This is a genomic window from Paraburkholderia sp. FW306-2-2C-D06C (assembly GCF_058781505.1).
On record NZ_JBYSWU010000018.1, the window covers coordinates 61,409 to 85,872 of the forward strand.

Genomic DNA, 24,464 nt, shown 5'->3' on the forward strand with positions numbered 1-24,464 from the left:
CCTCTGCTTCGTATTACAGCGCTGCGACGGCCAACTGGCGCGCGCAGCGTTCTTCCTGCATCGCGATCGCGGCATCGATCTGCCGCAGATACGTGCGTTCTTCCAGGAGAGCCTGACGCGCCTCGTACGGCGTCGTCGGGATGAAACGGACTGCCGCGTTCAGGCGAACCTGGGCGAGCTTCCACAGATCGGCCTGAATCACCGCGCCGATCTTTGGATAACCGCCGGTGGTCTGCGCGTCGCTCATCAGCACGATCGGCTGGCCGTTGGGCGGCACCTGGATCGTGCCCGGCAACACCGCATGCGACAGCAGATCGGCTTTGCGGGTGCGCTTCAGTTCGCTGCCCGCGAGACGGTAGCCCATCCGGTTGCTGTTCGGCGTGACGAGCCATTCGTCGGACCAGAAGCTCTCGTGAGCCTCGGGTGTGAAGCTGTCGTACTCCGGTCCCCGCAGCACCCGGATCGGCACGGCCCAAGGCACGCCCGACGGATGCCGGCCGCGCCGCAGCGGCTCGTGGACCAGCACGAACTTGCACCAGGCGGGCGCTTTCACGCCGAACTCCGGCGCCTCGGGGCTGAAGCCGACATGGCCGCGCTGCGGCGGGGCGCCGACCGGCAGGCGGTCGCCGTCGCGCAGCGCCCGGCCGCCGAGTCCGCCGAAATGGCCGGCCAGATCGGTGCTGCGCGAACCGAGCATCGGCAATACGTCGATGCCGCCCGCGATGCAGACGTAGCCGCGCATGCCGCGTTTGGCCGCCTGCAGCACCAGTTCCTGGCCGGCCTGCACCGGCAGGCTCCACCACGAATAAACCGGCTTGCCGTCGAGCGTCGCGCCGAATTCGGTGCCGGTGATCGCCACGCGCGTGGCGCGCAGAAAGCGCAGCACGGTCGGGCCGAAAGTGATTTCCAGGCCGGCCGCATCGGGCCGGTTGCCGACGAGGCGATTGCCGACTTCGAGCGACAGACGGTCGAGCGCGCCTCCCATCGCGACACCGAGATGCCGGTAGCCGTGACGGCCGAGGTCCTGAATCGTGGTCAGGAGACCCGCGCGAATCACATCGATCATGCGTGTATCCCCGCGACGGTGAAGCGCACCCGGTCGCCCGGTTGCAGCAGCGTGGGCGGGCGGCGCGCCGGATCGAACAGCGGCAGTTCGGTGCGGCCGATCAGCTGCCAGCCGCCGGGCGAAGTGGCCGGATAAATGCCGGTCTGCTCACCGCCGATGCCGACCGAACCTGCCGGCACTTCGAGCCGCGGCGATGAACGGCGCGGCGTGTGCAGCGCTTCCGCGAGGCCGCCCATATAGGCGAAGCCCGGCTGGAAGCCGAGGAAGAACACCACGTACTCGCCCCCCGCATGACGCTGCACGACTTCCCGCACCGTCAAGCCGGTGTGATTGGCGACCACTTGCAGATCGGGGCCGAACTCGCCGCCGTACTGCACCGGAATCTCGACTTCGCGGCCTGGCACGGGCACATCGCCGATCGCCTCCCACGCGGCCCGCAACTGGCCGGCAAGCGTTTCGCAATCGGCTTCGAGCGGATCGAACACCAGCGTCAGGTTATTCATGCCCGGCACGACCTCCAGCACATGTGGCCAGTCTCGCGCGGCCTCGGCGGCGGCCCACACGCGCCGCTGGCATGCCAGCGTCGCGGGCGGCGGCGCCTCGCAGACAAGCGCGGCATCGCCGAGCGGAAAAATTCTTGGTTGGCTCATCACTTGCTGGCCCAGATCGAGTCGGAGAATTCGGGTACGTCGCCCCTACCGAAGGTTATTGGCATAGGACAGGCGACGTTTGAATAGTACATTATCAATAAAATATCAACAATTTCTCAATAAGAGTTTTCGCCGGCCTCCCGGGAACCGGTGGCTCGTCGTACACTCCCGACACCTCCTTTTTCAGCTTCGAGAATCGTCACCATGTCGCGCCACCCCACCAAGATCGTCTCCTCGGAACATCTCGTATCTGACACAAGCGCGGAACTGTCCGAGTTGGAGTACGCGCTCATCATGGCGGGCAATGCGTTCAACCGCTGGATGGTGCGTTGCATGTCGGCGGCCGGCGACAAGGACATGACCGCCATCGAAGTCTCGCTGCTGCACCACGTCAGCCATCGCGAGCGTCGCAAGAAGCTCGCGGATATCTGCTTCGTGCTGAACATCGAGGACACGCACGTCGCCACCTACGCGTTGAAGAAGCTCGTAGCTAGAGGGTATGTAATAAGCGAAAAGACCGGCAAGGAAGTGTTCTTCTCGGCGAGCGATGCGGGCCGTGAGCTCTGCCTGAAGTATCGCGAGGTGCGCGAGAGCTGTCTGATTTCGACGCTGAAGGAAAGCGGCTTGACCAATGAGCAGATCGGCGAGGCTGCGCAGTTGATGCGCAACGCGTCCGGGCTGTACGACACGGCCGCGCGGGCCGCGGCGTCTTTATAAGAGGTCTTCGTGGCCGCATCCTCGCGCGGATGCGGCTGACGGGGCGCTCGCCGCACGCTTGAGCGCTTAATCCGCCGACCGTGGATAGAGGCCGGCTTCGGTCACGATCAGATCGAGCGGGACGTCGTGGGCTTCGCGTTGCAGCGCTGGCGTGCGGCACGCTTCGTAAGCGATACCGACCGTGACCGGTTTCTTCGGCCCCGGCCACGCGCCCAGCGTGCGGTCGTAATAGCCGCCGCCATAGCCCAACCGGTAACCGTCCTCGTCGAAACCGACGCACGGCACGAACAGCAGATCGGGAATCACGACGCACCCCGAGGCCGGTTCAGCAATCTTGTGATGACCGATCTTCATCGGCGTATCGGGCTTCCATGCGTGGTACTCGAGCGGCGCGCCGCGTTCTTTGACGACCGGCAAACTCGCTTCGCGTTGCGCGCTGGCTGCGAGCCAGACCGCGATCGCGGCGCGCGCGTCGAATTCGCCCGCGAGCGGCCAGTAAAACCCCACGCTGTTCACGCTGAAGCGTTTCAGCGCATCGAGTATGCGGCGGTTCAGCGCGACATTGTGCGCGGGCTCGGAAGCCGCTTGCAGCCTTGCTTCCAATAGCATTCGACGCAGCGCCTTTTTCGATTCGGCGACGGGGTTGCATGCTATGCTTGGGTTCAATTCGCGCTCCAGAAACAACGATGTCAAAACGCCTTTTCCGAGTATATCGCGCGGCCGGTCTGGCGCTTGCTGCAGCCGCGCTCGTCGCATGTAGCACGGCTTCCGCCGTCAAGCCCATTCCTCTTTCGCAACTCACGAACGACGACCAGATCTTCGTCCAGCTTCGCGAGGCCGCCCGCAATAATGATGCGGCGCGCGCAGCACAGCTGGCGAGCATGATTCCGGGCTATCCGGCGCCGTCTTATCTGGAGTATTTCCAGATCAAGCCTCAGCTGTTCGATTCCACCGGCCATGCGCGCGTCGACGCGCCCGATGAGCCGGTTCTGGCGTTCCTGAAGAAGTACGACGGCCAGGCCATCGCCGACCGCATGCGCAACGATTACCTCACCGTACTCGGCACGCGTCACGACTGGCGCAACTTCGACCAGCAATACGCGCGTTTCGTGCTGAACGACGATACGCAAGTGAAGTGCTACGCGCTCGAATCGCGCGCCGCGCGCGGCGAGAACGTCGCCGAGGCGGCGCGTGCGCTGCTGGTCGATCCGAAAGTGTATGGCGACGGCTGCGTCGATCTGATCACCGTGCTGGCGGTCAACCAGCAATTCAGCACCGACGACGTGTGGCAGCAGATCCGTCTCGCGTACGAGCAGAACTACACGAATACCGGCAGCAAGCTGGTCGATGCGCTCGGCAACCAGGCGCCCGATCCGGTGCTGTTCGGCCAGGCCGCGAGCACGCCGCCGTTGTTGCTGGCGCGCGGCGTCGGTCCCGATTCGCAGTCGCATCAACTCGCGTTGCTGGCGATCACGCGGATGGCGCGCAACGACCCGGCCATGGCAGCGGCCACGTTCGCGTCGGTGGCGCCGTCGCTGAACTCGCCCGAGCGCGCGATCGGCTGGGGCACGATTGCCTATCAGGCCGCCGCGAGGCAGATGCCGGGCGCGCTCGACTGGTATCGTCTGTCGGCGAATGCGCCGCTGTCGAATCCCGCGTACGAATGGCGCACCCGCACCGCGCTGCTGGCGGGCGACTGGAACATGGTGCGCTGGTCGACCGAACAGATGCCGGCGCCGCTGCGCAATCAGCCGTCGTGGGTGTACTGGCATGCGCGCGCGCTGAAGCAGGCCGGCGACACCACCACGGCCAACCAGGAATTCGAATCGATCTCGCAGGGTTTCAACTTCTACGGCCAACTGGCTGCGGAAGAGCTCGGCCAGAAGATCACCGTGCCGCCGAAAACCAGCGTGACCGACGCCGAAGTCCAGCAGGCGGGCAATACGCCGGGGTTCGATCTGGCGCAGCGTTTCTATGCGCTGAATCTGCGGCTCGAAGGCAATCGCGAATGGAACTGGCCGCTGCGCACCTTGAGCGACCGGCAACTGATCGCCGTCGCCGAATACGCGCGCCGTATCGAGCTGTATGACCGCACCGTGAACACGGCGGACCGCACGAAGAGCGAACACGATTTCTCGCTGCGCTATCTGTCGCCGTTCCGCGATATCGTCGAGCGCGATTCGCAGTCGAACGGGCTCGACATCGAATGGGCGTACGGGCTGATTCGCCAGGAATCGCGCTTCATCATGAACGCACGCTCGGAAGTCGGCGCGAGCGGCCTGATGCAGTTGATGCCGGGCACCGCGCAACTGGTCGCGAAGAAGATCGGCCTCGGTCCGATTACGCGCGAGCAGATGAACGATATCAACACCAATATCCTGCTCGGCACTAACTATTTGTCGATGATCTACAATCAGTTCGACGGGTCCGCCGTGCTGGCAACCGCCGGCTACAACGCCGGGCCGGGCCGTCCGCGCAACTGGCGGGAATCGTTGCAGCGCCCGGTGGAAGGCGCGATCTTCGCCGAGACGATTCCGTTCCAGGAAACGCGCGACTACGTCAAGAATGTGTTGTCCAACACGGTCTACTACGCGGCATTGTTCGAAGGCCGTCCGCAATCGCTGAAGGCGCGTCTGGGTTATATCGCACCGTAAGCGCCGTGCCGCCGCATCCGGTCGATGCGGCGGTGCGCCACGCCAGCCGTTGCCGCGGCTTCCACCAGGGAGTCGAAAATGCGACATCAAGCCATTGCGATCATCGGCGGCTCCGGTTTTATTGGCAGCCATCTCGTCAACGCGCTCGTTGAAATGGGCAAAGACGTGCGCATTGCCACTCGCCGGCGCTATAACGCCCGCCATCTCACACTGCTGCCCGTCGACGTGATCGAGGCCGACGTATTCGATCCGGTCCAGCTCGCGCGCTTCGTCGAGAATGCCGATGCCGTGATCAACCTGGTCGGCACGTTACATGGCAAACGCGGCACACCGTATGGCCGCGAGTTCGCCAGGGCGCACGTCGAACTGCCGACCAAAATCGTTGCTGCTTGCGAAGGCAAGGGCGTGCATCGGCTGATTCATCTCAGCGCGCTCGGCGCCGACATGAACGGGCCGAGCATGTACTCGCGCTCGAAGGGCGACGGCGAAAAGGCCGTGCATGCGGCCAATGTGGCGTGGACGATCTTCCGGCCTTCCGTGGTGTTCGGCGCCGAGGACGAATTCCTCAACAAGTTCGCGTTCCTGCAGCGTGTCTTCCCAGTGATTCCGCTCGCCATGCCGGATGCGAAGTTCCAGCCGGTGTATGTCGGCGACGTCGCCAAAGCAATCGTCAACGTACTCGATCTCGACGCAGCCAGCGGCCATACCTACGAACTGGGCGGCCCCACTGTCTATTCGCTCGAAGACCTCGTCAGGTATTGCGGCGACGTGATCGGGCGGCATGCGCGGATCATCCGTCTGCCGGAAGCATTGGCGCGTTTGCAGGCATTGACGTTCGAAATGGCGCCCGGCGAGCCGGTGATTTCGCGCGACAATCTCGATTCGATGAAAGTCGACAACGTGCTGAGCGGGCCGATTGCGCCCGAACTGGGCATCGAGCCGGCCAGCATCGAGACGATTGCGCCCGTGTATCTGACCGGCGCGTCGAGCCGCTCGCGCTTCAACTGTTTTCGCGCCAACGCGGGGCGCTGAACCTTTTTCTCTCCTCTCTTTATACAAAGCATGAAGCTGCTTATCGGTGACAAGAACTATTCGTCGTGGTCGATGCGTCCGTGGCTGCTGTTCAAACATTTCGGCATTCCGTTCGAGGAGGTGCCGGTCGAACTGGGTGAACCCAACACGAACTCCGCAATTCTGGCTCACGCGCCCACGGGCCCCGGCAAGGTGCCGTGTCTGATCGACGAAAACGGCTCGGCCATTTGGGATTCGCTGACGATCGCCGAGACGCTGGCTGAGCGCTTTGCGCAACACGCGCTCTGGCCACGCGACGCAACGGCACGCGCTCACGCGCGCAGCATCAGCGCAGAGATGCATTCGGGCTTTGGCGAATTGCGCTCGAACATGTGGATGAACATCCGCGCGTCGTTTCCGGGCAAGAACGGGACGCCAGGCGCGCTGGCCGATATCGCGCGCATTGACGCGATCTGGCGCGGGTGCCTCGACACATACGGCGGTCCATTCCTGTTCGGTGAGTTCAGCATTGCCGACGCGATGTACGCGCCTGTGGTGATGCGCTTCACCACCTGGCAGCCGGCTTTGTCCGAAGCCGCCGCGGATTACGTTCGGCGCGTGACGGCGTTGCCGGCTGTGAGGGCGTGGATCGACGGCGCGCTGCATGAAACGCATGCGATTCCTTATCAAGACGTATGCCCATGAAAATCTACGCGGTAGGCGGCGCGATCCGCGACGAGTTGTTGGGCGTACTGGTGCAGGATCGCGATTACGTGGTGGTCGGCGCGACCCCCGAGCAGATGGTTGCGCAGGGTTACAGGCCGGTCGGCAAGGATTTTCCTGTGTTCCTGCATCCACAGACGCACGAGGAATACGCGCTCGCGCGCACCGAGCGCAAGACGGCGGCGGGCTATCACGGCTTCCAGTTTTTCTACGCGCCCGACGTCACGCTTGAAGAAGACCTTGCGCGCCGCGACTTGACGATCAACGCGATGGCGCGCGAGGTGCGCCCGGACGGTGAGTTGACCGGGCCGGTAATCGACCCGTTCAATGGCCAGGCCGATCTGCAGGCACGGCTGTTCCGTCATGTCAGCGATGCGTTTCTCGAAGATCCCGTGCGGATTTTGCGGATTGCGCGGTTTGCGGCGCGGTTCGTCGATTTCACGGTGGCGCCCGAGACGATGGCGCTGATGTGCAAGATGGTCGCCGGCGGCGAAGTGGATGCGCTGGTGGCCGAGCGCGTGTGGCAGGAAGTGTCGCGAGGTTTGATGGAGAAGAAGCCTTCGCGGATGTTCGATGTGCTGCGCGAGTGCGGTGCGTTGGCGCGGATTCTGCAGGAGATCGACGCGCTATTCGGCGTGCCGCAGCGGGCCGATTATCACCCTGAGGTGGATACGGGTGTGCATGTGATGATGGTGGTCGATTACGCTGCGCAGCAGGGGTACGCGTTGGCCGTGCGATTCGCTGCGTTGACCCACGATCTTGGCAAGGCGACGACGCCGGAGGACGTGTTGCCGCGGCATATCGGGCATGAGGGGCGCAGTGTGGATTTGCTGAAGCCTTTATGCGAGCGGCTGCGGGTGCCCAATGACTGTCGCGATCTGGCGCTACTGGTCGCGCGGGAGCATGGGAATCTCCATCGCGTGATGGAGATGGGCGCTGCCGCGCTGGTGAAGTTGCTCGAGCGCAGCGATGCGATTCGGAAACCTGCGCGGTTTGCGGAAGCCTTGCAGGCTTGTGAGTCTGATGCTCGCGGCAGGCTTGGGTTTGAGATGCAGGCGTATCCGCAAGCTGAGCGTTTGCGAATTGCTCTAATGGCTGCACGGGCTGTTGATGCTGGCGCCGTGGCCAAGCGGCTCGCTGACTCACCGGGGGCGATCAAGGAGGCGGTGCATCAGGAGAGAGTTCGGGCTGTCGAAGCGGCTATTGGGTAAGGGCTGGGTAAGGGCCGGGTAAGGGTCTTTTTGGCCCTCCCGGCGGTTTATGTCTGTGTGTCTAAGCGAAACCTACAAAACCCGAGCCAGCAGAGACAACACTATCGACAGCACGAGCGTAGACATAAAAGGAAACGGATACTCCCGCCCGAAGAGGTGCAAGGTCACATCTCCGGGCATCCGTCCAATACCGATCTTCCTGAGCCACGGCCAGCAGGCCGACAACACCGCCACGGCAATAAACGTAGTCAACAGCCAGCGGATCATCGCGAATCCTCGAGGCAAAAAATCAAAGCGTATGTGACCGGTCGCCACTGGAAAACGCCGCAAGCGTGTCATCCAGTCCACGCGAAAACGCGATCACCTTGAACAGCTCTCCCATCTCCGCCTCGGACAACAACTTCTGCACTGCATTCGCCGCAGGCAAAAATCTCGCCGTATCAGAAGGATCGATCTCCGACAACGCCTCGGTAATCCCCGCATTCAACAAAAACCGCGCTTGCGAAGTAAACCCCAACAGATCCGCCCCGGCCTCGACCCCGGCTTCGGCGATACCGGTAAATTCCACGTGCGCGGTAATGTCCTGCAAGCCGGGATGAACAAATGGATCGCCGTGCGCCCGGTGCCGGTAATGACACATCAACGTGCCCTGTGCACGCTGCGCATGGTAGTACTCGTGACGCGGAAAACCATAGTCGATGAAAAAGGCCGCGCCACGCGTCAGCATCGTGCAAATGGTCCGCGTGAAAGCGGACGCCGCTTCGTGCGTCTCGGTCACGTAATCGTCGCCGGCAGCCTCGATCTGGGCGAGAAACGCTATGTCCGCAGCCGCGGAAACAGGGCGGTCGTCGAACGCAAACGCCTCATCGCGCCAAACCACGCCGCGCTCGTGCCAGGCGCCGCCGCCAAAAGCAAACAGCCGCACCGGCATCGCATCCAGTACTTCGTTGCCGATCACCACGCCCTCGAAGCGCTCCGGCAACGCGTCGAGCCAGCGCACCTTCGCTGCCAGCGCCGGCGCGGCGGCTTCGATGGTTTCGCGTTGGCGCTCGCGCAATTCGCCCGATAAATCGACGATCGAGTAGCTCTCGAATGCGACGTCCAGCGCGTCGAGTGCGTTCAGCAACCCGGCGGCCAGTTTGCCGGTGCCGGCGCCGAATTCCATCAGGTCGCGCGTGCCGCTCGCCTGCAAGGCCTCGGCGATCGGGCGCGCCAAGGTGGCGGCAAACAGCGGCGACAGTTCCGGCGCCGTGACGAAGTCGCTGCCGTCGTCCGCGCGGCGGCCGAATTTGCGGGCGCCGCCGCTGTAATAGCCGAGTCCCGGCGCGTACAGCGCGCGTTCCATGTAGCGGTCGAACGGCAGCCAGCCGCCGGCGGCTTCGAGCTCCGCGCGGAGCTGCGCGACCAGCGCTTCGGACTGCGCCAGCGCGCTCGGGCCGGGAGCAGGTAAACTATCGGGTTGGTGAGCTTTCGGATTCATCCCCGCATTGTAAATGACCGCCTCTTTCGACACCGCCGCCGCCCGCGCGCCCGAAACGCCGCGCATCGTGCTGATTACCGGCGCCGCCCGGCGCATCGGCCGGGCGCTCGCGCTCGGCTTTGCCGCGCGCGGCTGGGACGTGGCGGTCCATCACGGCGCGTCGAAGGCGGAGGCGGACGAAGTGGTCAAGGAAATCGCCGCCATGGGCCGCCGTGCGGTCGCTCTGCACGCGGAATTGGGCGACGAGGCCCAGGTCGAGCGGCTCCTGCCGGCGTGTACCGCCGCGCTGGGCCGCCCGACGTGCATCGTCAACAATGCGTCGCGCTTCGAGGAAGACACCGCGCAGAACGTCGGCTACGAGCTGCTGCTGAAGCTGACGGCGATGAATCTCGGCGCGCCGCTGGTGCTGGCGCGTATGCTGTTCGAGGCGACGCCGGAGGCCGCGCGCGCCGACGAAAGCCAGCGCGCGGTCGTCATCAACGTGCTGGACCAGAAGCTGTACAACCTGAACCCGGATTACCTGTCGTACACGCTGTCGAAGGCCGCGTTGCAGACGGCGACGGTTGCGCTCGCGCAGGCGTTGGCGCCGAAAGTGCGCGTGGTCGGGCTCGCGCCCGGTCTGACGATGCAATCCGGCGATCAGACGCCGTCCGGTTTCGCAGAAGCTCACCGAGCTACGCCTCTGGGCCGCGCGTCGCGGCCGGAGGATATTGTCGCCGCCGCGCTGTATCTCGCCGATGCAGCGGGCGTCACCGGAACGACGCTGGTGGTCGACGGCGGGCAGCACCTCGTGCCGCTGCCGCGCGACGTAATGTTTTTGACGGGCGCCTGAAGCGCGCGCGGCCTGCCGACAATGGCGGTTGCCGTGCTTTGAAGCGTCCCTTTGCGTGCCCCGCACGCTTTTTTCGACTGGAACGAACATGTTTGCCGCTCTTTCGCATCCCCGGCTCGCCGATTGCCGCCGGCTCTTTCTGCGCAATTACGAAGTGCACATCAACATCGGTGTGCACGACTTCGAAAAGCGCGGCGAACAGCGCGTCGTGATCAACGTCGAACTGTTCGTGCCGCTCGCGCTGTCCACGCCGGTCGAAGACAAGCTGCGCGAAGTCGTCGACTACGACTTCATGCGTTCGACCATCGCGCGCCGCGTCGAGCAAGGACACATCCACTTGCAGGAAACGCTCTGCGACGACCTCGTCAAGACGATGCTCGAGCATCCGCAGGTGCGGGCGGCGCGCGTGTCGACTGAAAAGCCGGACGTTTATCCCGACTGCGACGCGGTGGGCGTCGAAGTCTTCCGTATCAAAGAGGATTGAGCCATGAATGCTCAGGAACTCCTGAACGACACTGAGGCCACCGAGGCCACTGAAGCCGGGCACGCCGCGAAGGCCAGGTCGCCGCTCACGCGCCGCGAGCAGAAAGAAGCGTACGAGAACAACAAGCTGTTCAAGCGCCTCGCGCGCCAGGTCGGTCAGGCGATTGGCGACTTCAACATGATCGAGGACGGCGACAAGGTGATGGTCTGCCTGTCGGGCGGCAAGGACAGCTACGCGATGCTCGACGTGCTGATGCGGCTGCGCGAACGCGCGCCGATCCACTTCGACATCGTCGCCGTGAACCTCGACCAGAAGCAGCCCGGTTTTCCCGAGCACGTGCTGCCCGAGTATCTGAAGCAGCTCGACATTCCGTTTCACATCGAGAACCAGGATACGTACAGCATCGTCAAGCGGCTGGTGCCGGAAGGCAAGACCACCTGCTCGCTGTGCTCGCGGCTGCGGCGCGGCATCCTGTACCGCGTCGCCGGCGAACTCGGCGCGACCAAGATCGCGCTCGGCCATCATCGCGACGACATCCTGCAAACGCTGCTGCTGAACCTGTTCTACGGCGGCAAGCTGAAGGGCATGCCGCCCAAGCTGCAATCGGACGACGGCAAGAACATCGTGATCCGCCCGCTCGCCTATGTGAAGGAAACCGATCTGGAAAAATATGCGGAGTTGCGCGAATTTCCGATCATTCCGTGCAATCTGTGCGGCAGCCAGCCGAACCTGAAGCGCGCGGAAATGAAGGCACTCGTCCGCGATTGGGAAAAGCGTTTCCCGGGTCGCGTCGAAAACATGTTCAATGCCTTGTCGAACATCGTGCCGTCGCATCTGATGGATCACAAGCTGTTCCCGTTCGCCGGTCTGCGCGCAACCGGCGAGGCCGACCCGCAAGGCGATATCGCGTTCGACGAAGAACCATGTTCGACCGACGCCGGCGATGGCGCAACCCTTAACGGATCGAAGCCGATTTCGATCGTCCAGTTCGACGATCTTTGAGCGGTTGTTTGGGCGGTTGTTTGAGCGGTTGTTTGAGCGGTTGTTTGAGCGGTTGTTTGGGCGATCGCTTGAGCGGTTGTTCGAGCGGTTGTTTGGGCGGCTGTTCGAGGCCGCTATGAAGCGCCCGGAAACCGCGCGTTTCCGGCTATTTCAGCCTGTAACAAGGTATCCGCGTGCGGCCTTGCCGTCAGAAGCTGCATGGTAGAATTGCGGGCTCCAAACTCGTCTCTTCGCCGACGCCATGAACATCGTGATTTTGGCGGCAGGCACCGGTAAGCGCATGCGCTCCGCGCTTCCCAAGGTGCTCCATCCTTTGGCCGGCCGGCCACTCCTCGCTCACGTCATCGACACTGCCCGCACGCTCGAGCCCACGCGTCTCGTCGTGGTGATCGGCCATGGCGCCGAAGCCGTGCGCAAAGCCGTGGCGGCGCCGGATGTCCAGTTCGCCGTGCAGGAGCAGCAGCTCGGCACCGGCCACGCGGTGCTGCAGGCGCTGCCGCTGCTCGATCCTGCGGTGCCCACGCTCGTGCTGTACGGCGATGTGCCGCTGACCCGCGCCAGCACGCTGCAGGCGTTGACCGACCGCGCAGGGCAGGGCGGCTACGGCGTCCTCACTGTGACGCTCGCCGACCCGAGCGGCTATGGCCGTATCGTGCGCGACGCGCAGGGCAAGGTCTCGCGCATCGTCGAACAGAAAGACGCGACGCCTGAACAACTGGGTATCGCCGAAATCAACACCGGCATCATCGTCGTGCCGACCGAGCGCCTCGGCGGCTGGCTCGCGTCGCTGAAGAACGACAATGCGCAAGGCGAGTTCTACCTGACCGACGCCGTCGAACTGGCAATCGAGGCAGGGTTCGAAGTCGTCACCACGCAGCCGGACGAAGAGTGGGAAACGCTTGGCGTGAACAGCAAGCAGCAGCTTGCCGAACTCGAGCGGATTCATCAGCACACCGTCGCCGATGCGTTGCTGGTCGCGGGCGTCACGCTTGCCGATCCGGCGCGGCTCGACGTGCGCGGCACGCTCGAATGCGGGCGCGACGTCTCGATCGATGTGAACTGCGTGTTCGAAGGCCGCGTAACGCTGGCCGACAACGTGACGATCGGACCGAACTGCGTGATCCGCAACGCGTCCATCGGCGCGGGGACGCGTGTCGATGCGTTCACGCATATCGAGGGCGCCGAAGTCGGCGCGAACGTCGTGCTCGGGCCGTATGCGCGGCTGCGTCCCGGCGCGTCGTTGCAGGACGAATCGCACGTCGGCAATTTCGTCGAAGTGAAAAACGCGGTGCTCGGCCACGGCTCGAAGGCGAACCACCTGACCTACATCGGCGATGCGGACATCGGCGCGCGCGTGAATATTGGCGCGGGCACCATTACCTGCAACTACGACGGCGCGAATAAATTCCGCACGATCATCGAAGACGACGTGTTCGTCGGCTCGGACACGCAACTCGTCGCGCCGGTGCGCGTGAAGCGCGGCGTGACGATCGCGGCGGGCACGACGGTCTGGAAGGACGTCGAAGAAGACATGCTGGTCCTGAACGACAAGACTCAAACGAGCAAGACGGGCTATGTCCGTCCGACCAGGAAGAAAAGCTGATGGGCACGGCGCGCGTGAGGCGCGCCCCTGAAACCCGGCCTTGAAAAGGAATTAAGCCATGTGCGGCATTGTCGGCGCGGTTGCGCAACGTAATATCGTCCCCGTCCTGATCGAAGGACTGCGGCGTCTGGAGTATCGCGGCTACGACTCGTGCGGCGTCGCCGTGCTCGGCAACGACGGGCCGCGCCGCGCACGCAGCGTCGCGCGTGTGGCGGATCTCGACGAACAGGTGCACGAGAGCTGTCTTGAAGGCATCACGGGGATCGCCCATACGCGCTGGGCAACGCACGGCGCGCCGGTGACGGACAACGCCCACCCGATCTTCTCGAAAGATGCGCTCGCGTTGGTACACAACGGCATCATCGAGAACTACGAGTCTTTGCGCGAAATACTGCGGGGCAAGGGTTACGTGTTCGTGTCGCAGACCGATACGGAGGTTATCGCGCACCTGATTCACAGTCTGTATCGCGGTGATCTGTTCGCCGCCGTGCGCGAGGCCGTCGGGCAGTTGCACGGCGCGTATGCGATTGCGGTGCTGCACAAGGATCAGCCGCATACGGTGGTCGGCGCGCGGCAAGGTTCGCCATTGGTAGTGGGCCTCGGGAGCGGCGAGAACTTCCTGGCTTCGGATGCGCTGGCGCTGGCCGGCAGCACCGAGCGTTTCATTTTCCTCGAAGAAGGCGACGTTTGTGAGTTGTCGCTCGACGGCGTTCGCATCGCCGAGCGCGACGGCAACGAAGCGCGCCGCGAAGTGCGTCAGGTTGCAGCGTATGGCGGCGCGGTCGAACTCGGCCCGTATCGTCACTTCATGCAAAAGGAAATCTTCGAGCAGCCACGCGCGATCACCGACACGATCCCGCCAGCCGATTCGTTCGACGCTTCGCTATTCGGCGCAGGCGCGGACAAGGTGTTCGCGGATATCGACAGCCTTCTGATTCTGGCGTGCGGCACGAGCTACTACTCGGGGTTGACCGCGAAGTACTGGCTCGAATCGATCGCGAAGATTCCGACCCAGGTTGAGATTGCGAGCGAGTATCGCTATCGGGAGTCGGTGCCGAATCCGAAGTCGCTGGTGGTGGTGATTTCGCAGTCGGGCGAGACGGCGGATACGCTGGCCGCGCTGAAGCATGCGCAGTCGCTGGGGCACAAACATACGCTGGCGGTGTGCAATGTGGGCACCAGCGCGATGGTGCGCCTGACCGAGTTGTCGTTCCTGACACACGCGGGGCGCGAGATCGGCGTGGCGTCGACCAAGGCGTTCACGACGCAACTGGTCGCGCTGTTCGTGCTGGCGGTGACGCTCGCGAAGTTGCGTGGGCATGTGAATGCGGCGCAGGAGGCGGACTATTTCAGGCAGCTGCGCCACTTGCCGGCCGCGTTGAATAGCGTGCTGGCGCTGGAGCCGCAGATCATCGCGTGGTCGGAAGAGTTTTCGCGCAAGGAGCATGCGTTGTTCCTCGGGCGCGGGTTGCATTATCCAATTGCGCTTGAAGGCGCGCTGAAGCTCAAGGAAATTTCCTATATTCACGCGGAAGCGTATCCGGCCGGTGAGCTGAAACATGGGCCGTTGGCGCTCGTGACTGAAGCCATGCCGGTCGTGACGGTGGCGCCGAACGACGCGCTGCTGGAAAAGCTGAAGTCGAATATTCAGGAAGTGCGCGCGCGCGGCGGCCAGCTGTATGTGTTCGCTGATGCGGATACGAAGATCGTCAATGATGAGGGGCTGCATGTGATCCGGATGCCGGAGCACTATGGCCTACTGTCGCCGATTCTGCACGTTGTGCCGTTGCAGTTGCTGGCTTATCACACGGCTTGTGCAAGGGGCACGGATGTGGATAAGCCGAGGAATCTGGCGAAGTCGGTTACGGTGGAGTGAGGGGGCAGGCTCGCCACCGGTATTTAACGGCGCACAAAAAGGTTGTACCTACACAAAAAAGTTTGTACCAGCCGCCTCTTTGGAAGGCATCGCCATCAAATGCCTTGGTGCGGGCATCGAAGCGCAAGATGTATCTGGTGAGCGGGTTGTAGAGCGGGTCCTTCGGGTCGAGGCAACCCACTGCCGAGACATACAGAAGACCGTCCGGCCCGAAAACCACACCGCGTGGATGGAACTCGGCAGTGAACGCTTGCCGGTCCAGATTGCCTAGAAAGGCGCCCGCAGCGTCATATTCTTTGACGTTGCCTTGATTGGCACACTTGCCAGCCTAGTCACCGATATCGGCCACGTAGAAGCCGTTGTCCCGCCCTCCGCGTACGATGCCACGCGGCGCGAAGGGTGCGTTTCGGTCGCTCGAGGCGACAAGTTTGCCGACAAAAGTGCCGGTCGCACTGTCGAACTGCAGAACCTCGCCGCTTTGGCCGGTGCCCAGGTTCTGGTTGACAACCACAAGTTGCCCACCCGTAAAAATCATCCCCATGGGTCCCTTTAGCCCGGCAGTCTTCGGCGCAATAAAGGCGCCAAGATATGTCCCGCTCGAGGCATCGAAATGCTTGACTGAATTGTCCCCGACGTCGGCAACGAACAGTTCCTGCGCCCTTGAGGATTGGCCGACCGACAACGCACTTAACCCCAACGTTGCGGACAGCAGGTCCTCATCGACCTGAAGAATGGAGCGCCAGGCTTGCCCAACGAGTACACGAAGCTCAATTTCGCGGATGGCATCACCGCCATGCCGACGACACCGAGCACAGCGACGAGGCCCATGACGGCGAAGATAGCGACGACAACGTTGAATATCCGGGCGTTGTCGAACATGATTCCCTCCGTTGCACCATTCACGGAACAGCGCGACGAGACGTGAGGTCGTACTGTTCCGTGCAATTTAGCTAAGCCTCGCAAGAATCAACTCATGATTTCTGCTCCCCCACGGCTTCATCCCGCGCATCCGGCTTGTCGGCACCAGACTGCATGCCTTGCATCATGAACAGCATCGACAGCGGACACACCAACGAGCAGGCGACCAGGATGAATGACGTCAGGGACCCTCGAAACTGTGGCAGCGCCCAGTAGCCGAGCGCGAGTACCAATGCGAGCGCAAGTCCGGTCGTCACCATCGTCTTTGTATTGCACTTCATGGTTGCTTCCTTACTGAAATTAGATTGGTATCCATGTCTGGAAGAAATCCGCGTCACTTCGACGGAGATGTACCTGCCTGGTCCGAGTACTTGAGCATGATGTCGCCCATCGCCTTCATCATTTCGCCGTGCATGCGCATCGCGGTCTTCGGGTCCATGCCCATATTGCCGCCCATCATTGGACAGCTGCCCATCATGCCGCCGCCCATTCCTCCCATTCCCATCATGGAGGAGCCGTGTTCGCGTGTTTGCGCGGGTGAGCTCGGGTTATTGCCCGTACCACCGGCTGCCATGGCAACAGTGCCTGCGGTCAATAGAAGCGCCGACAGCGCTGCTGCTCGTAGAAATTTCGTGGTCATGTAACTCTCCGGATTCGGTTTAATCGTGTCACTGAGAAAGCAGTTTCTGACGCGCGGGTCGACGTTCATCACGTGCATGGCAAACGTGCGTGAGCCACGGAGTGAAGCCGTTCGAACCTGGTCGACTAGGGAGTTACAGCGAGCGCGGCGGAGGTGCCGGCAGTTCGGGAATGAACTGTTCTGCGAACGTGCGGGCGACAGCCCGATAGACAGGCGAGGAAGGTAAAACCATAACGGCGTACGTCACGGGTATGCCAGGCACACCGCAGACGAGGCCGCCCCCCATGCAGCCGTGACATGCAGGCTGGGCGTTGACGGCGTGGTGACGGGCTCCTTGCTCGCACGTCACCATGTCCGCCCCGTGTGAGGCTTGTATCTGCTGATGGGCGGCCGCCACCGCCGCTGGACAAACCGAAGCCTGCGCCGGGTAGCCGAGCAGCGGCAACCACGCAATCAGAAAGCACGCGACGAGTTTGGCCCAGACTTTCATGGATTTCAGTATAGGTGCTGCGGCAGCACATCGCGTGCTGCCCCTCGAACTCGTGTACAGGTTCACGCTACTGCCCCCATTGCTTCAGATGCGCGAGGAATGCATCGGCACCGACGAATCCCGCAAGTTGGGCATCGGGTTGTTGTCGGCCGTTCCGGCCAAAGAAAATCAGGGCCGGCGGCCCAAAGAGCCCGAAGCGCCGCAGCATCGCGGTATCCTCTGCGGTGTTCTTCGTCACATCGACTCGCAACAGCTTCCAGTGAGCAAATTCGCTGACCACACGTGAGTCGGTGAAGGTAAAGCGCTCGAGTTCCTTGCAGCTGATGCACCAATCTGCATAGAAATCGACCATCACAGGCTGGCCGCCCGCTGCCTTCAGCGCCTGGTCGAGTTCGGCATTCGACCGTACCGCCTCAAATCGTGCGGTTGCATTTGCATTCACGTCTGCGCTCGCCGATGACGACGAACGCATAACGCCTCGAAGCGGTTCCAGAACGTCGAAGTTGCCCGATGCAACACCAATGAATTCAGCAACTCCGGCGACCAGCAGCAATATGCCAAGCGCCTTTCCCACTCGGGAAATACCGGGTGCGTCAGGCGGTAGCGGGTCAAAAGCCCTGAGCATCATGCCGCAACTGGTCAGCAGCAGCGCGACCAGTATCATCAGCAGCCATCCTGGCAGCAGCGAATAGACAAACCACAATGCGGCGGCGAGCAGCATGACGCCAAGCGTGTTCTGAATTGCAATCATCCAGTGGCCCGACCTGGGCAGAATGTGCGCCCCGAACGTGCCGACGAGCAGCAATGGAATGCCTATCCCGATGCCCATCACATACAGTGCCAGCGCTCCGCCGACGACATCACGGCTGTTCGCGATATAGAGCAGCGCACCTGCCAACGCTGGGGTCGAACACGGCCCAACAATCAGTGCGGATAGCATACCCATCACGAACACTGGAACAATCCTCCCGCCTGGCAGGCGATTGCTCCAGTCGGTAAGTCGGGTTTGCCAGCTGGTTGGCAGTTGCAGCCTGAACAGGCCGAACATCCCGAGCGCAAGGATAACCATGAGCAGGCCAAAGCCAGCCAGCACCCACGGCTTTTGCGTCACGGCCACCAACGGGATGCCGATGAGTGCAGCAATGGTGCCGGCGACCGCGTAGGTAATTGCAAGCCCTTGCACATAGGCGAGCGACAGCGCGAAGCCTCGTCCCAGGGACGACCGCTCCCGGGTTCCTCCTATCACGGCCGTTACGATGGGGATGAGCGGATACATGCAGACCGTGCCTGCAATCAGCAGGCCGGCGAACAGAAAACCCAGCAGCTCCGGTAAGGAAATACCGTTCGCTGGATGCAGGTTGATTCCAGACACGGTGGGCGACGGGCTCTCGCCAACGCTCGGGAATTCTGTGACGCCAGCCGTGGCTTTATTCTCTGTTGCGACGGACGTCACAGAGCCATCGGCCGCCACACGATAGCTTCGCGTCTGCGGCGGATAGCAGACACCCGCGTCCGCGCATCCCTGCGATGTGACGGACAGCTCGACGCTGGGCGCTATGGGGCGAGGCAAATGAATATGGATTTGCACCGGTCTGTGGTAGACCGTGACCGTGCCGAACGTCGGGTCATTTTTCAGTTCTCCGGGTGGCATCTGGTCCGGTTTCATCGGTGCGCCGTCAGCCGCAAAGCTGAACCTGTCCCGGTACAGGTAATAGCCGGGCTGTGTGTCGAAATACAGCGCTACCTCTTGCGGCGCATTGAGCGTGACCCTCAACGGGAACGCCTGTTCAGGCGGCAGCAGGTCGGACTCGTTCACCGCGTGAGCAGCCAGCGACGTCAGTATGAACAACAAGCCGAGTGCGACCCACAATACGCGGTTGAGCGTATCCTTCGGACGGCAAATGCCTCGCTGGGCGGAAATTGATGTTGTTCGCATCGCTTGGCCTCTATCCACGCAAGCCGGACTGCTGGCTCACGACGGACGGAGAGCCTGCAGTCCAGTGTGACTACCTCATTACGACTGCTTTTCCAGCTTCACGATGGTCAGCGTCCCATTCACGTTTTCGACACGAACCTTCACCTTGTCGCCCTCGTGAACCTGCTTGACCATCGCAGTATCCTTCGCCTTGAACGCCATCGTCATCGGCGGCATCCCGACGTTCTCCAGCGCCCCGTGCATCAGCGTGACCATGCCGGTGGCCGGGTCCACCTTCTTCACCTCAGCGTCAGTGAGCGCGCTATTCGACGACGGTTTTGTAGCCGACGGTTTCATGGACATGTTCATGCCGGCCATGTCGTCACCGGCAAACGCAGGCGCGGCAACGATGGCTACAAGGGCAACGGACGCAACAATCAACTTCTTCATTGAATTTCTCCAGTTTGGGTAGATGGCACTTTCATGCCGGAAGGTACTGCATGGGGTAGCCGCGCACCGCTTGCCTGTCTCGCGCGGCGGCGCTGAAGCAGGAACCAGGCTGCGGGAATAACGAACATCGAAAGGATGGGCGCCGTGACCATGCCACCGACCATCGGTGCGGCGATGCGCTGCATGACTTCCGAGCCAGCGCCGTGGCCGACCATGATGGGGATGAGACCGGCGAGCACGACCGCAACCGTCATTGCCTTCGGCCTCACGCGCAATACCGCGCCTTCCCGAATCGCGTCGAACAGAAGCGCCTCGGTCAGCGGATCGCCGGCTTCCAGCCTGCGATTCAGCGCCCCCTTCAGGTACAGCAGCATGACGACGCCGAACTCCGCCGCCACGCCCGCGAGCGCGATGAATCCGACTGCGGTCGCGACAGATACCGCGTGGCCCAGAATCCAGATGAGCCAGAAGCCGCCGACCAGAGCGAACGGCACGGTCGACATCAGCAGCAGCGCATCAGCCGCAGAGTTGAACGTCAGGAACAACAGCACGAAGATGACGACAAGCGTCACGGGGATAACCGTGCGCAACTTCGCCGCCGCACGCTCCAGATATTCGAACTGTCCAGACCATGCAATCGAGTAACCGGGAGGCAGTACGACCTGTTCCGCAACAGCACGCTGCATTGCTTTCACAGCCGACTGCAGGTCCGTGTTACGGATGTCCACGTACACGTAGCCAGAAAGGCGCGCGTTCTCGCTGCGAATCATCGGAGGGCCATCGGCAATCGTGATGTGCGCGACATCGCCGAGCTGGATCTGTGCGCCACGGTCCGTGACGACCGGCAGCTGACGCAGCCTCTCGAGCGAATCCCGGATTTCGCGTGGATAGCGGATATTGATGGGAAACCGCTCGCGGCCGGCAATGACTTCGCCGACGTTGTCACCACCCACTGCTGAGGACACGACTGACTGGATGTCCGCCACTGCAAGCCCGTAACGTGCTGCCGCCAACCGGTCGATGTCGACATCGATATACCGGCCGCCGTTCAGCCGTTCGGCCAGTGCGGACGTTACGCCGGGTACATTCTTCACGGCAGATTCAACCTGCGCCGCGATTCTGTCGATGTGCCCAAGGTCGCTGCCGGAAATCTTGACGCCGACCGGCGTCTTGATGCCGGTCGACAGCATGTCCAGACGATTCCGGATGGGGGGTACCCACACGTTCGACAGCCCCGGCACCTTGACGGTCCGGTCCAGTTCGTCGACCAGCTTCTCCGGTGTCATGCCGGGACGCCACTGACTGCGCGGCTTGAACTGGATGGTGGTCTCGAACATCTCGAGTGGCGCCGGGTCGGTCGCAGTGTCAGCACGGCCGGACTTGCCGAAGACGGTCGCCACCTCTGGCACCGTCTTGATGAGCCGGTCAGTCTGCTGGAGTAGTTCGCTGGCCTTTTCGGCAGAGATTCCCGGAAGGGCCGTCGGCATGTACAGCAAGTCACCCTCGTCGAGCGGCGGCATGAATTCGCCACCGAGCTGAGAGAGGGGAACTACCGACGCGGCGAGCGCGACCACTGCCAGGCCGATCGCAACCCACGGCCGCCGCAGCGTCGCTTCCAGCAACGGTCGGTATAGTCGAATCAGTACGCGATTGATGGGGTTGGCGTTCTCGTGCGGAATTCGGCCCCGGATGAGGTAGCCCATCAATACCGGCACCAGCGTTACCGACAGGCCGGCCGCAGCGGCAATCGTGTAGGTCTTGGTGAAGGCAAGTGGCGAAAACAGCTTGCCTTCCTGCCCTTCCAGCGAAAACACCGGGATGAACGACAGCGTGATGATGAGGAGCGAGAAAAACAGTGCGGGCCCCACCTCAGCCGCCGATGTCGCGATGAGCTCCCAGCGCTGTGCCGTCGTGATTGGTTCTCCCGGATGGTCGTGCTCGTACGCCTCCAGATGCTTGTGGGCGTTCTCAATCATCACGATGGCCGCGTCAATCATCGCGCCGATGGCAATCGCAATACCGCCCAGCGACATCAGGTTCGCGTTGACACCCTGATAACGCATCACGATGAACGCGGCCAGCACACCGAGCGGCAGCGACAGAATCGCGACAAACGCACTGCGCAGGTGGAACAGGAACACCGCGCAGACCAGCCCAACGATGATGAATTCCTCGATGAGCTTGTCCTTCAGGTTGTCCACCGCGCGCTCGATGAGCTGGGAGCGGTCGTAGGTCGTCACGACCTCGACTCCGGCCGGCAGTGAACGCTTCAGGTCGGCGAGTTTCGCCTTCACCGCGTCGATTGTCGTCAGCGCGTTCTTGCCGGAGCGCATGACGATGACACCGCCAGCTACCTCGCCCTGGCCATTCAGCTCGGCGATGCCCCGCCGCATTTCGGGTCCTATTTGAATCCGGGCTACGTCACCGAGCAGAACCGGCGTGCCTGCCTCGTTGGTCCGCAGCACGATGTTGCGGAAATCGTCGAGGGAATGCAGGTAGCCGGACGACCGCACCATATATTCGGACTCGGCCATCTCAACGACTGACCCGCCCGACTCCCGGTTCGCCTTGCCCAGCGCGTCAGATACCATCGCTTGCGTAATGCCGTATGCGCGCAGCTTGTCCGGGTCGAGCACAACCTGGTACTGGCGCACCATGCCGCCAATGCTGGCGACCTCAGACACATCCGGTACGGACTTCAATTCGAACTTCAGGAACCAGTCGTTCAGCGCGCGCAGTTGTCCGAGGTCGTGCTGTCCGGTCCTGTCGACAAGTGCGTATTCGTACACCCAGCCCACGCCAGTTGCATCCGGTCCAAGGGAGACGGTCGCCCCCTGCGGCAGGCGGCTCTGCACCTGATTCAGATATTCGAGCACCCGCGAGCGCGCCCAATACTGGTCGGTCTTGTCGTCGAATAGCACGTAGACGAACGTGTCGCCGAACGACGAATACGCCCGGATGGTTTTCGCGCCCGGCACGCCGAGCAACGTGGTGGTGAGCGGATACGTGACCTGGTCCTCGATGACCTGCGGCGCCTTGCCCGGATACGACGCCTTGATGATGACCTGCGTATCGGACAGGTCAGGCAGCGCATCGAGCGGCGTTTGTGTAACCGAATAGACGCCCCAGGCCGTGACGAGCACGGTCGCCAGCAGCACGAGGAACCGGTTGTGGATTGACCACCTGATAAGACGCGCAATCATTTGGCGCCTCCGACCGGCTCGACCTTCGTCAGCTGGTAACCATCAGCCGACTGTCTGAAGACGAAATGCACCGTCTGGCCGGCTCGCACGTCCGGAAAGGCAGTTGGCGACGGTTTGCCGAACGACATCGTCATTGCGCCCCAGCCCAGGGCTGGGACCGGTTGGTGCGAGAACGTGATGTCCCCGGCCGTCACCTTTTCGACCTTGCCGGTGGTCTCGTATGTTTTCGCTGCAGGTGCAGCCGGCGCGGACGCGGGCGCAGGCGCGCTCGGCCCCGTACCTGCGCTGCCTTCCAGTCGTGGCAGAACCGATTTCAGGCTGGCCTCGGAGTCAATCAGGAACTGGCCGGACGCGATGACCTGCTCGCCGTCACTCAGGCCGCTCAACACCTCGGTCTCATCGCCGACATCGTTTCCAACGGTGACGGATACGGGCTGCAGACGGCCATCGCTCTTCCTGGCGATAACCACCGAGCGCTTGCCCGTCGTGATGACTGCCTCGGACGGAACGAGCAGACGCGATACCGCCTTCTGTCCACCGACACGCACCCGCATCAGCATGCCGGGTGTCAGCTTGAGCGCGGCGTTGTCGATTTCAAGGCGTGCCTGCAGCGTGCGGCTGCTGGTGCTGATGCCGGGCAGGATTTCGCGAATCTGCCCCTTGAAGTGCTGGGTCGGGTCTCCCGCGAACGTCGCATCCACCGTCATGCCGGGCTGCACGCTCAGTGCAAGCGCCTCGGGGATTTCGACGATGAGCCACAGCTTCGAGAGACCAGCGACCTTGGCAAGCGTCTGTCCTGGTGCCACCATCGCGCCATCCCTGACGTTCAGTTCGCTCACGACACCTGTTTCCGGCGACGACAGAACGACATGAGTCTGTGCCTTTCCGGTCCGGTCAAGGTTCGCGACGACACCGTCCGGAATCGACATCGCCCGCATCCGCGCGCGCGACGCTTCCAGCATGCTGCTATCCATCCCACTGCGCTTGAGCGCGAGATACTCTTCCTGCGGTGCCAGCCAGTCGGGTACGAACAGCGACGCAATCGGTGCCCCTTTCGCAATCCGCTGCATCGGCGCGCTGGCATAAAGGTGGTCGATGTAACCCGTGACGCGCGACTGGACAACGTCTGACCGCGATTCGTCGAATTGCGTGGTGCCGACAGCGTCGAATCCCTCCGTCGTTTCCTGCCGACGCACGGTCGCGTAGCGAATGCCCAGGTTCTGCTGCAGCCCTGAGTCAATCTTGATGCCACTCGCGCCTCCCTCGTCGGCATAAACCGGCTCCAGCTGCATGTCCATGAAAGGCGACTTACCCGGCTTGTCAAAATGCTGGTTCGGGACCATCGGGTCATGCCAGTAAAGCACCTTGCGACCCGTCTTCGGGTCAACCTTGTTGCCGGACGGTGTGGCTGCGACAGCGCTTGCGCCACCCATCGCAGGACGATGCGTGCCGGCGACATAGCCGAGGCCGAGGAGCACCGCAGCGGCAAACGCCGTTAAAGCCGCGCGCGCCAGTTGTTTCTTTTGCATGTTGTTCTCC

General features: G+C 62.7%; 23 protein-coding genes. 10 read left to right on the forward strand and 13 right to left on the reverse strand.

All coding sequences use genetic code 11. The annotated features are described in order from the left end of the window. Positions 1 to 13 precede the first annotated feature (13 nt). Together AC3WLT_RS15935 and pxpB are read right to left on the reverse strand one after the other, a co-directional pair. Positions 14 to 1,066, reverse strand: coding sequence for a 5-oxoprolinase subunit C family protein (locus AC3WLT_RS15935; protein ID WP_492592673.1), 1,053 nt, complete (start codon positions 1,064 to 1,066; stop codon positions 14 to 16). Further along, on the reverse strand, positions 1,063 to 1,716 hold the full coding sequence (pxpB, locus tag AC3WLT_RS15940; RefSeq protein WP_492592674.1) for a 5-oxoprolinase subunit PxpB: 654 nt from the start codon (positions 1,714 to 1,716) through the stop codon (positions 1,063 to 1,065). Before pxpB ends, AC3WLT_RS15935 begins: the two co-directional genes overlap by 4 nt. 204 nt (positions 1,717 to 1,920) lie before the next feature. Here pxpB and AC3WLT_RS15945 point away from each other — a divergent pair, with 204 nt between their 5' ends. Continuing rightward, positions 1,921 to 2,433, forward strand: coding sequence for a winged helix DNA-binding protein (locus tag AC3WLT_RS15945; protein WP_492592675.1), 513 nt, complete (start codon positions 1,921 to 1,923; stop codon positions 2,431 to 2,433). Positions 2,434 to 2,499: 66 nt separating this feature from the next. Here AC3WLT_RS15945 and AC3WLT_RS15950 read toward each other — a convergent pair whose 3' ends face one another. Further along, positions 2,500 to 3,042, reverse strand: coding sequence for a 5-formyltetrahydrofolate cyclo-ligase (locus AC3WLT_RS15950; RefSeq protein ID WP_492592676.1), 543 nt, complete (start codon positions 3,040 to 3,042; stop codon positions 2,500 to 2,502). 77 nt (positions 3,043 to 3,119) lie between these two features. Between AC3WLT_RS15950 and AC3WLT_RS15955 the strand changes: the two genes are divergently transcribed. The 4 genes from AC3WLT_RS15955 (at position 3,120) to AC3WLT_RS15970 (ending at position 8,032) form a co-directional block, all read left to right on the forward strand. Next, positions 3,120 to 5,087 carry a lytic transglycosylase domain-containing protein gene (locus AC3WLT_RS15955; protein WP_492592677.1) on the forward strand — a complete coding sequence of 656 codons (1,968 nt, stop codon included), beginning with the start codon at positions 3,120 to 3,122 and terminating at the stop codon, positions 5,085 to 5,087. 78 nt (positions 5,088 to 5,165) lie between these two features. After that, positions 5,166 to 6,119 carry a complex I NDUFA9 subunit family protein gene (locus tag AC3WLT_RS15960; RefSeq protein WP_492592678.1) on the forward strand — a complete coding sequence of 318 codons (954 nt, stop codon included), beginning with the start codon at positions 5,166 to 5,168 and terminating at the stop codon, positions 6,117 to 6,119. A gap of 30 nt (positions 6,120 to 6,149) precedes the next feature. Continuing rightward, positions 6,150 to 6,803: a glutathione S-transferase family protein gene (locus AC3WLT_RS15965; RefSeq protein ID WP_492592679.1), complete on the forward strand. Its 654-nt coding sequence runs from the start codon at positions 6,150 to 6,152 to the stop codon at positions 6,801 to 6,803. Then, positions 6,800 to 8,032 carry a multifunctional CCA addition/repair protein gene (locus AC3WLT_RS15970; protein ID WP_492592680.1) on the forward strand — a complete coding sequence of 411 codons (1,233 nt, stop codon included), beginning with the start codon at positions 6,800 to 6,802 and terminating at the stop codon, positions 8,030 to 8,032. Before AC3WLT_RS15965 ends, AC3WLT_RS15970 begins: the two co-directional genes overlap by 4 nt. Positions 8,033 to 8,104: 72 nt before the next feature. Here AC3WLT_RS15970 and AC3WLT_RS15975 read toward each other — a convergent pair whose 3' ends face one another. Together AC3WLT_RS15975 and AC3WLT_RS15980 are read right to left on the reverse strand one after the other, a co-directional pair. Then, positions 8,105 to 8,299: a DUF2905 domain-containing protein gene (locus AC3WLT_RS15975; protein WP_492592681.1), complete on the reverse strand. Its 195-nt coding sequence runs from the start codon at positions 8,297 to 8,299 to the stop codon at positions 8,105 to 8,107. 22 nt (positions 8,300 to 8,321) lie between these two features. After that, entirely contained in the window at positions 8,322 to 9,512 is a 1,191-nt protein-coding gene (locus AC3WLT_RS15980) for a class I SAM-dependent methyltransferase (protein WP_492592682.1), read from the reverse strand. A gap of 13 nt (positions 9,513 to 9,525) precedes the next feature. Here AC3WLT_RS15980 and AC3WLT_RS15985 point away from each other — a divergent pair, with 13 nt between their 5' ends. The 5 genes from AC3WLT_RS15985 to glmS all read left to right on the forward strand — a co-directional run bounded on the left by AC3WLT_RS15985 (position 9,526) and on the right by glmS (position 15,309). After that, complete coding sequence (locus tag AC3WLT_RS15985) at positions 9,526 to 10,344, forward strand: SDR family oxidoreductase (protein WP_492592683.1); 819 nt, start codon at positions 9,526 to 9,528, stop codon at positions 10,342 to 10,344. Positions 10,345 to 10,432: 88 nt separating this feature from the next. Further along, positions 10,433 to 10,828: a dihydroneopterin aldolase gene (locus AC3WLT_RS15990; RefSeq protein WP_115101604.1), complete on the forward strand. Its 396-nt coding sequence runs from the start codon at positions 10,433 to 10,435 to the stop codon at positions 10,826 to 10,828. A 3-nt stretch (positions 10,829 to 10,831) separates the two neighbouring features. Continuing rightward, positions 10,832 to 11,830: a tRNA 2-thiocytidine(32) synthetase TtcA gene (ttcA, locus tag AC3WLT_RS15995; RefSeq protein WP_492592684.1), complete on the forward strand. Its 999-nt coding sequence runs from the start codon at positions 10,832 to 10,834 to the stop codon at positions 11,828 to 11,830. 241 nt (positions 11,831 to 12,071) lie between these two features. Continuing rightward, entirely contained in the window at positions 12,072 to 13,433 is a 1,362-nt protein-coding gene (gene glmU, locus AC3WLT_RS16000) for a bifunctional UDP-N-acetylglucosamine diphosphorylase/glucosamine-1-phosphate N-acetyltransferase GlmU (protein WP_492592685.1), read from the forward strand. A gap of 58 nt (positions 13,434 to 13,491) precedes the next feature. Further along, positions 13,492 to 15,309, forward strand: a complete 1,818-nt coding sequence (glmS, locus tag AC3WLT_RS16005; protein WP_492592686.1) for a glutamine--fructose-6-phosphate transaminase (isomerizing) — start codon at positions 13,492 to 13,494, stop codon at positions 15,307 to 15,309. 328 nt (positions 15,310 to 15,637) lie between these two features. On the opposite strand, the gene AC3WLT_RS16010 is transcribed toward glmS, so the two are convergent. The 8 genes from AC3WLT_RS16010 to AC3WLT_RS16045 form a co-directional block, all read right to left on the reverse strand. Next, positions 15,638 to 15,991 (reverse strand): YncE family protein, encoded by a 354-nt coding sequence (locus tag AC3WLT_RS16010; protein ID WP_492592687.1) that lies wholly within the window; start codon positions 15,989 to 15,991, stop codon positions 15,638 to 15,640. Between the two features lie 5 nt (positions 15,992 to 15,996). Continuing rightward, entirely contained in the window at positions 15,997 to 16,188 is a 192-nt protein-coding gene (locus AC3WLT_RS16015; RefSeq protein ID WP_492592688.1) for a hypothetical protein, read from the reverse strand. Between the two features lie 92 nt (positions 16,189 to 16,280). Next, positions 16,281 to 16,508 (reverse strand): DUF2933 domain-containing protein, encoded by a 228-nt coding sequence (locus AC3WLT_RS16020; RefSeq protein ID WP_492592689.1) that lies wholly within the window; start codon positions 16,506 to 16,508, stop codon positions 16,281 to 16,283. Positions 16,509 to 16,561: 53 nt separating this feature from the next. Continuing rightward, on the reverse strand, positions 16,562 to 16,867 hold the full coding sequence (locus AC3WLT_RS16025) for a hypothetical protein (protein WP_492592690.1): 306 nt from the start codon (positions 16,865 to 16,867) through the stop codon (positions 16,562 to 16,564). A gap of 557 nt (positions 16,868 to 17,424) precedes the next feature. After that, positions 17,425 to 19,293, reverse strand: coding sequence for a protein-disulfide reductase DsbD (gene dsbD, locus AC3WLT_RS16030; RefSeq protein WP_492592691.1), 1,869 nt, complete (start codon positions 19,291 to 19,293; stop codon positions 17,425 to 17,427). A 78-nt stretch (positions 19,294 to 19,371) separates the two neighbouring features. After that, a complete protein-coding gene (locus AC3WLT_RS16035; RefSeq protein WP_492592692.1) occupies positions 19,372 to 19,722 on the reverse strand; it encodes a copper-binding protein in 351 nt (116 codons plus the stop codon). Then, positions 19,719 to 22,925, reverse strand: coding sequence for an efflux RND transporter permease subunit (locus tag AC3WLT_RS16040; protein ID WP_492592693.1), 3,207 nt, complete (start codon positions 22,923 to 22,925; stop codon positions 19,719 to 19,721). The genes AC3WLT_RS16035 and AC3WLT_RS16040 overlap by 4 nt, the downstream gene beginning before the upstream one ends. Then, complete coding sequence (locus AC3WLT_RS16045) at positions 22,922 to 24,454, reverse strand: efflux RND transporter periplasmic adaptor subunit (RefSeq protein WP_492592694.1); 1,533 nt, start codon at positions 24,452 to 24,454, stop codon at positions 22,922 to 22,924. The genes AC3WLT_RS16040 and AC3WLT_RS16045 overlap by 4 nt, the downstream gene beginning before the upstream one ends. Between the last annotated feature and the right edge of the window lie 10 nt (positions 24,455 to 24,464).

Coding starts and splice junctions, on each gene's coding strand:
- AC3WLT_RS16020 (WP_492592689.1), bottom strand. CDS start 16,508: ATGAAGTGCAATACAAAGACGATGGTGACGACCGGACTTGCGCTCGCA.
- AC3WLT_RS16035 (WP_492592692.1), bottom strand. CDS start 19,722: ATGAAGAAGTTGATTGTTGCGTCCGTTGCCCTTGTAGCCATCGTTGCC.
- AC3WLT_RS15970 (WP_492592680.1), top strand. CDS start 6,800: ATGAAAATCTACGCGGTAGGCGGCGCGATCCGCGACGAGTTGTTGGGC.
- AC3WLT_RS15980 (WP_492592682.1), bottom strand. CDS start 9,512: ATGAATCCGAAAGCTCACCAACCCGATAGTTTACCTGCTCCCGGCCCG.
- dsbD (WP_492592691.1), bottom strand. CDS start 19,293: ATGCGAACAACATCAATTTCCGCCCAGCGAGGCATTTGCCGTCCGAAG.
- AC3WLT_RS15950 (WP_492592676.1), bottom strand. CDS start 3,042: ATGCTATTGGAAGCAAGGCTGCAAGCGGCTTCCGAGCCCGCGCACAAT.
- ttcA (WP_492592684.1), top strand. CDS start 10,832: ATGAATGCTCAGGAACTCCTGAACGACACTGAGGCCACCGAGGCCACT.
- glmU (WP_492592685.1), top strand. CDS start 12,072: ATGAACATCGTGATTTTGGCGGCAGGCACCGGTAAGCGCATGCGCTCC.
- AC3WLT_RS15975 (WP_492592681.1), bottom strand. CDS start 8,299: ATGATCCGCTGGCTGTTGACTACGTTTATTGCCGTGGCGGTGTTGTCG.
- AC3WLT_RS15960 (WP_492592678.1), top strand. CDS start 5,166: ATGCGACATCAAGCCATTGCGATCATCGGCGGCTCCGGTTTTATTGGC.
- AC3WLT_RS15990 (WP_115101604.1), top strand. CDS start 10,433: ATGTTTGCCGCTCTTTCGCATCCCCGGCTCGCCGATTGCCGCCGGCTC.
- AC3WLT_RS16015 (WP_492592688.1), bottom strand. CDS start 16,188: ATGTTCGACAACGCCCGGATATTCAACGTTGTCGTCGCTATCTTCGCC.
- AC3WLT_RS16045 (WP_492592694.1), bottom strand. CDS start 24,454: ATGCAAAAGAAACAACTGGCGCGCGCGGCTTTAACGGCGTTTGCCGCT.
- glmS (WP_492592686.1), top strand. CDS start 13,492: ATGTGCGGCATTGTCGGCGCGGTTGCGCAACGTAATATCGTCCCCGTC.
- AC3WLT_RS15955 (WP_492592677.1), top strand. CDS start 3,120: ATGTCAAAACGCCTTTTCCGAGTATATCGCGCGGCCGGTCTGGCGCTT.
- AC3WLT_RS16025 (WP_492592690.1), bottom strand. CDS start 16,867: ATGACCACGAAATTTCTACGAGCAGCAGCGCTGTCGGCGCTTCTATTG.
- AC3WLT_RS15935 (WP_492592673.1), bottom strand. CDS start 1,066: ATGATCGATGTGATTCGCGCGGGTCTCCTGACCACGATTCAGGACCTC.
- AC3WLT_RS15985 (WP_492592683.1), top strand. CDS start 9,526: ATGACCGCCTCTTTCGACACCGCCGCCGCCCGCGCGCCCGAAACGCCG.
- AC3WLT_RS15965 (WP_492592679.1), top strand. CDS start 6,150: ATGAAGCTGCTTATCGGTGACAAGAACTATTCGTCGTGGTCGATGCGT.
- AC3WLT_RS16040 (WP_492592693.1), bottom strand. CDS start 22,925: ATGATTGCGCGTCTTATCAGGTGGTCAATCCACAACCGGTTCCTCGTG.
- AC3WLT_RS15945 (WP_492592675.1), top strand. CDS start 1,921: ATGTCGCGCCACCCCACCAAGATCGTCTCCTCGGAACATCTCGTATCT.
- pxpB (WP_492592674.1), bottom strand. CDS start 1,716: ATGAGCCAACCAAGAATTTTTCCGCTCGGCGATGCCGCGCTTGTCTGC.